Origin of the sequence: Roseateles sp., assembly GCF_046300915.1 — a bacterium.
Taxonomy (GTDB): domain Bacteria; phylum Pseudomonadota; class Gammaproteobacteria; order Burkholderiales; family Burkholderiaceae_C; genus Kinneretia.
On sequence record NZ_JBKCLH010000002.1, the window covers coordinates 1 to 7,374 of the forward strand.

The 7,374-nt window shown below is 65.4% G+C and carries 8 protein-coding genes and 1 pseudogene; 8 read left to right on the plus strand and 1 reads right to left on the minus strand.

Translation table 11 applies throughout. The features are described from left to right. A pseudogene (locus ACK5F2_RS00100) lies at positions 1 to 545 on the minus strand (amidase family protein); the annotation flags it as partial. A 205-nt stretch (positions 546 to 750) separates the two neighbouring features. Here ACK5F2_RS00100 and rpsB point away from each other — a divergent pair. The 8 genes from rpsB to rseP all read left to right on the plus strand — a co-directional run. After that, a complete protein-coding gene (rpsB, locus tag ACK5F2_RS00105; protein ID WP_133602519.1) occupies positions 751 to 1,497 on the plus strand; it encodes a 30S ribosomal protein S2 in 747 nt (248 codons plus the stop codon). Positions 1,498 to 1,611: 114 nt separating this feature from the next. Then, the gene (gene tsf, locus ACK5F2_RS00110; protein ID WP_409861908.1) at positions 1,612 to 2,523 is read left to right on the plus strand and encodes a translation elongation factor Ts; all 912 of its coding nucleotides are present in this window, start codon (positions 1,612 to 1,614) and stop codon (positions 2,521 to 2,523) included. 116 nt (positions 2,524 to 2,639) lie between these two features. Then, on the plus strand, positions 2,640 to 3,350 hold the full coding sequence (gene pyrH / locus ACK5F2_RS00115; protein WP_409861910.1) for a UMP kinase: 711 nt from the start codon (positions 2,640 to 2,642) through the stop codon (positions 3,348 to 3,350). A 51-nt stretch (positions 3,351 to 3,401) separates the two neighbouring features. After that, positions 3,402 to 3,962: a ribosome recycling factor gene (frr, locus tag ACK5F2_RS00120; RefSeq protein ID WP_133602522.1), complete on the plus strand. Its 561-nt coding sequence runs from the start codon at positions 3,402 to 3,404 to the stop codon at positions 3,960 to 3,962. A 9-nt stretch (positions 3,963 to 3,971) separates the two neighbouring features. Then, the gene (gene uppS, locus ACK5F2_RS00125; RefSeq protein ID WP_409861911.1) at positions 3,972 to 4,706 is read left to right on the plus strand and encodes a polyprenyl diphosphate synthase; all 735 of its coding nucleotides are present in this window, start codon (positions 3,972 to 3,974) and stop codon (positions 4,704 to 4,706) included. 7 nt (positions 4,707 to 4,713) lie between these two features. Beyond that, positions 4,714 to 5,577, plus strand: coding sequence for a phosphatidate cytidylyltransferase (locus tag ACK5F2_RS00130; protein ID WP_409861913.1), 864 nt, complete (start codon positions 4,714 to 4,716; stop codon positions 5,575 to 5,577). Next, positions 5,574 to 6,785 (plus strand): 1-deoxy-D-xylulose-5-phosphate reductoisomerase, encoded by a 1,212-nt coding sequence (gene ispC / locus ACK5F2_RS00135; RefSeq protein WP_409861914.1) that lies wholly within the window; start codon positions 5,574 to 5,576, stop codon positions 6,783 to 6,785. The genes ACK5F2_RS00130 and ispC overlap by 4 nt, the downstream gene beginning before the upstream one ends. Beyond that, the coding region (gene rseP, locus ACK5F2_RS00140) for an RIP metalloprotease RseP (protein ID WP_409861915.1) at positions 6,785 to 7,374 on the plus strand (590 nt) is incomplete at its 3' end. The genes ispC and rseP, both read left to right, overlap by 1 nt.

The window sequence follows — 7,374 nt, forward strand, 5'->3', positions numbered from 1 at the left end:
CTTGAAGCCGACCAGACCCGTGAACGCTGCGGGAATGCGGATGGAGCCGCCGGTGTCCGTGCCCAAGGCGGCCCAGGCGGCGCCGCTGGCCACACTGACCGCTGCGCCCGAGCTGGAGCCGCCGGGAATGCGGGCCAGGCCGTCCAGGGCCTGGGTCACCGGATTGCGGGCGTGCCATGGTGGGGGTTGAGGCCCAGGCCGGAGAAGGCGAACTCGCTGAGATTGGTGTGGCCGATCAGTGCCGCGCCCGCTGCACGCAAGCGCGCCCCGGCCGGGCTGTCGGCCGCGGCCGGTGGCGCATCGGACAGTACGCGCGAGCCGCCGGTGCTGGGCTGGCCGGCCACGTCGAAGAGGTCCTTGATGCTGATGGCCAGGCCGCCCAGGGGGCTGTGCGGTGCCTCGATGGGGCTGGGTTCAAAGAGGCGCACAAAGGCATGCTTGCAGGCCTCGCTGCGGGCAGCGGCCTGACTCATTCGTAGCAGTTCCGCGGCCTGTAGGCGGCCATCTCGCAGTCCGCTCAGGGCGCTGCTCAGATCATGGGGCATGAATCGTGTATACTCTTTGGGTTTTGCTGCTGACGGCCCTGTGCCTGGCGCCTTGCGCTAGATGCATTGGGCGCCCCGCATGCGGGGAGGGCGGTGAAATTAATCGCAAACCCGGCCACTTCAAGGTGTCGCGGCTGTGTTGATCAAAAGAGGTCAGCCAGCGCGATTCGGGCCGGATTTTAGACACAACCTTCGGAGTTATTACATGTCCGTCACGATGCGCGAGATGCTGGAAGCCGGCGTCCACTTTGGTCACCAAACCCGCTTCTGGAATCCCAAGATGGCCCCGTTCATTTACGGCCATCGCAACAAGATCCACATCATCAACCTCGAAAAGACGCTGCCGAAGTTCGAGGAAGCGATGAAGTTCGTGCGCCAGCTGGCTGCCAAGCGCGGCACCATCCTGATGATCGGCACCAAGCGTCAGGCCCGTGAAGTGATCGCCCTGGAAGCTCAGCGCGCCGGTATGCCTTATGTCGACAACCGCTGGCTCGGCGGCATGCTGACCAACTTCAAGACGGTCAAGGGTTCGCTGAAGAACCTGAAGGACATGCAGGCTCAGGTCGAGGCTGGCACCCAGCCCGCCATCAAGAAGGAAGCCCTGATGTTCCAGCGCGATATCGCCAAGCTGGAAAAGAACATCGGCGGCATCCAGGACATGACCGCTCTGCCGGACGCCATGTTCGTGATCGATGTGGGCTACCACAAGATTGCCGTTGCCGAAGCCAAGAAGCTGGGCATCCCCGTGATCGGTATCGTCGATACCAACCACTCGCCCGAAGGCATTGACTACGTGATCCCCGGCAACGACGACTCCGCCAAGGCTGTGGCCCTGTACGCCAAGGCTGTGGCCGACGCCGTGCTGGAAGGCCGTGCCAACGCCACCAACGAGCTGGTGCAGGCTGTGGCTGCCGACGGCGACGAGTTCGTGGAAGTCAACGAAGGCGCCTGAGCCCTCGCTGCAACCGGAACATCCGGAACGAAAGGGGGCTGATTCAGCCCCTTTTTTTCAAACAGTATTCCCGAGGTCGGCCGCTGCCGGCCTTGCTGCAAAACGGAGATTGAAATGGCTGCAATTACCGCAAGCATGGTGGCTGAGCTGCGTGCCCGCACCGACGCCCCGATGATGGAGTGCAAGAAGGCTCTGACCGAGGCCGATGGCGACCTGGCGCGAGCCGAAGAAATCCTGCGCGTCAAGCTGGGCAACAAGGCGGGCAAGGCCGCTTCGCGCATCACCGCCGAAGGCGTGGTTGCCGCGGCTGTGGTCGGCTCGGCCGGTGCTCTGGTCGAAGTCAACTGCGAGACCGACTTCGTCTCCAAGAATGATGCCTTCCTGGCTTTCGTGAATGCCGTGGCTGGCCTGGTTGCCGAGAAGAACCCGGCCGACATCGAAGCCCTGTCGGCCCTGCCCCTGTCCCAGGAAGGCTTTGGCCCGACCGTGGAAGACGTGCGCAAGGGTCTGATCGGCAAGATCGGCGAGAACATGACCATCCGCCGCTACAAGCGCTACGAAGGTGGCAAGCTGGCTTCCTACCTGCATGGCACCCGCATCGGCGTGATGGTCGAGTTCGACGGTGAAGACCTTGCCGCCAAGGACGTGGCCATGCACGTGGCTGCCATGAAGCCGGCTGCTCTGTCCTCTGCCGAAGTGCCGGCCGAGCTGGTCGCCAAGGAGCGCAAGATCGCCGAAGAGAAGGCTGCCGAGTCCGGCAAGCCCGCCGACATCGTCGCCAAGATGGTGGACGGCTCGGTGCAGAAGTACCTCAAGGAAGTCTCGCTGCTGGACCAGGTCTTCGTGAAGGCTGCCGACGGCAAGCAGACCGTGGCTGCCTACCTGAAGAGCGCCAACACCACGGTGAAGAGCTTCACCCTGTACGTGGTGGGCGAGGGCATCGAGAAGAAGGTGGACGACTTTGCGGCCGAAGTGGCTGCCCAGAAGGCTGCTGCCGAGGCGGCCGCTGCCGCCAAGAGCGCCTAAAGCGTTCAACGCAAACAAAGGGCGCCTCTGGCGCCCTTTACACTTGTGCCTGCGGCTTCGGTTCATAAGGGCTGGAGCGACCGCGGCACGCCAAGCACAGCATTGAAGAGGTACGAATGCCCGCTTACAAACGCATCCTGCTCAAACTCTCCGGCGAAGCCCTGATGGGCGATGACGCCTATGGCATCAATCGCGCGACCATCGTGCGCATGGTGCGCGAAATCCAGGAGGTCACGCAGCTGGGATGTGAGGTGGCGGTCGTGATCGGTGGCGGCAATATCTTCCGCGGCGTCGCCGGCGGTTCGGTGGGCATGGACCGCGCCACCGCCGACTACATGGGCATGCTGGCCACGGTGATGAACTCCCTGGCCCTGGCGGACACCATGCGCCAGGAGGGCATGACCGCCCGCGTGATGTCGGCCATCTCCATCGAGCAGGTGGTGGAGCCCTATGTGCGCCCCAAGGCCCTGCAGTACCTCGAAGAGGGCAAGGTGGTGGTCTTTGCTGCGGGCACCGGCAACCCCTTCTTTACCACCGATACCGCCGCCGCCCTGCGCGGCGCCGAGATCGGTGCCGAGATCATGCTCAAGGCCACCAAGGTGGATGGCGTCTACACCGCCGACCCCAAGAAGGACCCCACGGCCACCCGTTACGCCCGCATCAGCTTCGACGAGGCGATCACCAAGAACCTGCAGGTGCTGGATGCCACCGCCTTTGCGCTGTGCCGCGACCAGAAGCTGCCGATCAAGGTGTTCTCCATCTTCAAGCCGGGCGCGCTCAAGCGCGTGGTGATGGGCGAGGACGAAGGCACCCTGGTGCACGTCTGAGCGCCCTGCTGCGTTAGAAGCCTTTCTCAAGAGACATCAGGTTCAAGAATCATGAGCACTGCCGACATCAAGAAGACGGCCGAGGCCAAGATGGCCAAGTCGGTCGAGGCCTTCAAGAACGAACTCCAGAAGATCCGTACCGGTCGCGCCCACCCCGGCATCCTGGACCAGGTCAGCGTTGACTACTACGGCTCGCTGGTGCCCATCTCGCAGGTCGCCAACGTCAGCCTGCTGGATGCCCGCACCATCTCCGTCCAGCCCTGGGAAAAGGGCATGGGTGCCAAGATCGAGAAGGCGATCCGCGAGTCGGACCTGGGCCTGAACCCCTCGACCCAGGGCGACCTGATCCGCGTGCCGATGCCGCCGTTGTCGGAAGAGCGCCGCCGCGACCTGACCAAGGTTGCCCGCAATGCTGGCGAGGACGCCAAAGTGGCCGTGCGCAATGTGCGCCGTGAGGCCAATGAGCAGGCCAAGAAGCTGCTCAAGGACAAGGCCATCACCGAGGATGACGAGCGCCGCAGCGGCGATGAGGTGCAGAAGCTCACCGACCGCATCATTGCCGAGATCGACAAGCTGGTCTCGAGCAAGGAACAAGAGATCCTGGCGATCTGAGTTCAGGTGGTGAGCGAGAACGGCAAGGCGGTTGTGCCCCGCCATGTGGCCATCGTGATGGATGGCAACGGTCGCTGGGCCAAGAAGCGCTTTCTGCCGCGCTTCTTTGGCCACAAGCAGGGGGTGGATGCTCTGGTGCGGGTGGTCCAGGCCTGCATCGACCGAGAGATCGAGTACCTGACGGTCTTCGCCTTCTCCAGCGAAAACTGGAAGCGCCCCAGCGACGAGGTTTCGGGCCTGATGGGCCTGGTGCTGGCGGCGGTCTCGCGCTATCTGGCCCGCATGGGCGATATGGGCGTGCGCATCCGCATCGTGGGCGACCGTGATGCGGTCTCGGACAAGCTTCGCAATGCCTGGAACGAGGCCGAGGCGGCCACGGCCCACAACAGCAAGCTCACGCTCAATGTCGCCTTCAACTACGGCGGCCGCTGGGACATCGTTCAGGCCGCCAAGGCCGCGATCAAGGCCGGTGTGCCGCCCGAGGAGCTGAGCGAGGCCCGCTTGGGCGAGTTCATGGCCATGAGCTATGCACCCGATCCCGATCTCTTCATCCGCACCGGCGGTGAGGTCCGCATCAGCAACTTCATGCTCTGGCAGGTGGCCTACACCGAGTTTGTGTTCTCCGACTGCCTCTGGCCGGAGTTCGGCGAGGCGCAGCTGGATGCCGCCATCGAGGCCTTCCGCGAGCGTGACCGGCGCTTCGGTGGCGTCAAGGAAGCGGCGCCTGCCTTGGCTGGTGCCTGAGCGCGCCATGCTCAAGCAACGCATACTCACCGCCCTGGTGTTGCTGGCGGTTCTGCTGCCGGCGCTGTTTGCGGCCTCACCCTGGCCTTTTGCGGTGCTGACCATCGTCATGATCGGCGCAGCCGCCTGGGAATGGGCCCGTCTGAATGCAGTGCCGGGGCGCTCGGCCTGGTTGTTCGGCGGCGGTTTGTCCCTGCTGTGCCTGGCTACCCTGCTCCTGCTCGGGCGCGATGGGCAGCTGTGGCCGGCCTCGCCCCTGGCTTGGTGGCTGGCTGGGGGGCTGTGGGTGCTGGGTGGGGGTTATGCCCTCAGCCAGGGACCGCAGGGCTGGCCGCGTCTGCCGCGCCTGCCCCGCCTTGTGCTGGGAGGCCTGGCCCTGTGGGCGGCCTGGCTGGCGATGGTGCAGGCGCGGGCTCTGGGTCTCAATTTCCTGCTTTCCATCTTCTGCCTGGTCTGGGCGGCGGACGTCTTCGCCTACTTCGGTGGCAAGACCATGGGGCGGCGCAAGCTGGCGCCTGCCATCAGTCCTGGCAAGAGCTGGGAGGGCGTCTGGACCGGCATGGCCGGGGTCCTGGTCATGGCCCTGGTCTGGGCCTATGTGGTGGATGCGCGCTTCGGCGTCGACTCTCTGAGCGTCTACAGCCTGCTGCTGCGCAAGCTGGGCTGGTGGGTGGGCGGATTGGGCCTGCTGCTGCTGGTGGCCATGAGTGTGGTGGGTGATCTGTTCGAATCCCTGATCAAGCGTGCCAGCGGCGCCAAGGACAGCAGCCAGCTGCTGCCCGGCCATGGCGGCGTGCTCGATCGCATTGATGCGCTGTTGCCGGTGTTTCCGCTGGCCCTGGCCCTGAGTTCCCTGGTGGCAATCAAATGAGTCTTGAAGCTTTGTCCAGCCGCAGTCTGCAAAAAGTCTGCGTGCTGGGATCCACCGGTTCCATAGGCACCAGCACCTTGGATGTGCTGGCCCGGCATCCCGATCGCTACGAGGTTTTCGCGCTCAGCGCCATGAGCCGCGTCGAGGAACTGGCGGCCCAGTGCCTGCAATACCGTCCGCGCTATGCCGTGCTGCCGGACGCCTCCTTGGCCGCGCGACTGCGCGAGCTGCTGCGTGCACAGGGCTGCGCCACCGAGGTGTTGGCGGGTGAGCGCGCCTTGAGCGAGATTGCCGCACACCCCGAGGTGGATGCTGTGATGGCCGCCATCGTCGGTGCTGCGGGGCTGGCGCCCTGCCTGGCGGCTGCGCGCGCCGGCAAGAAGCTGATGCTGGCCAACAAGGAGGCCATTGTCGTGGGGGGCGCGCTCTTCATGCAGGCGGTGGAGCAGGGTGGGGCCACCTTGCTGCCGGTGGATTCCGAGCACTCGGCCATCTTCCAATGCCTGCCCGAGGATCGCGGCACCTGGCACGATCGCATCGACCACATCGTGCTCACCGCCTCCGGTGGCCCCTTCCGCCAGCGCGACCCGGCCAGCCTGGCCGATGTCACGCCCGAGCAGGCGGTGGCGCACCCGAACTGGGTCATGGGACGCAAGATCTCGGTGGACTCCGCCACCATGATGAACAAGGCGCTGGAGGTGATCGAGGCGCGTTGGCTCTTCAATCTGGCGCCCGAGCAGATCAAGGTGGTGATCCACCCGCAGAGCATCATCCATTCCATGGTGGTGTGCCGCGACCGTTCGGTGCTCGCCCAGCTGGGCACGCCCGATATGCGCGTGCCCATCGCCTATGCCCTGTCCTTCCCCGAGCGCATCGCCTCGGGGGCCGAGCCCCTGGACTTCCTGGCCAAGCCCAATCTGACTTTTGAAGAGGCCGATGAGCGTCGCTTCCCGGGCCTCTACCTGTCCTGGCAGGCCTTGCGGGCTGGGGAGGGGTGCACCGCGGTGCTCAATGCCGCCAACGAGGAGGCGGTGGCCGCCTTCCTGGCGCGCGGCCTGCGCTTTGATCACATTTGCCGTGTCAATCGCCAGACGCTGGAGGAGTTGCACCCCGAGGCCGGCGAATGCGCCAGCGTCGAGGGCCTGCTGAACCTTGATGCCCGGGCCCGCCGCCACGCCCAGGCCCTGATTGCCGCGCTGTCCGCCTGATGCTCACCACCCTGCTCGCCTTTGTTGTCACTCTCGGTGTGCTGATCGTGGTGCACGAGTGGGGGCATTACCGCGTGGCCAAGGCCTGTGGTGTGAAGGTGCTGCGGTTCTCGGTGGGTTTTGGGCGAGTGCTGCTGCGTCGCCAGCGTGGCGAGACCGAGTTCACCCTCTCGGCCTTGCCGCTGGGGGGCTATGTACGCATGCTTGATGAGCGCGAGGGGCCGGTGTCCCCAGCCGAGCGTGAGCGCGCCTTCAACAACCGCCCGCTGTGGCAGCGCGCCGCCATCGTGGCCGCCGGCCCGGCGGCCAACTTCGTGCTGGCCATCCTGCTCTTTGCGGCGGTGGGTCTGCTGGGCGTGGAAGAACCCAAGCCCGTGCTGGGTTCGCCCCTGGCCGGCAGCCTGGCCGACAAGGCCGGCCTGCGCGCCGGAGACCTGGTGCGCGCGGTCTCGACCGATGGCGAGGACTGGCAGGAACTGCAGTCTCTGCCGCAGCTGCGCTGGCAGCTGACTCAGGCCGTGTCCGAGGGGCGCAAGCTGCATCTATCGGTGAGCGATGCGCAGGGTCATGGCCAGCGCCAGCTGGTGCT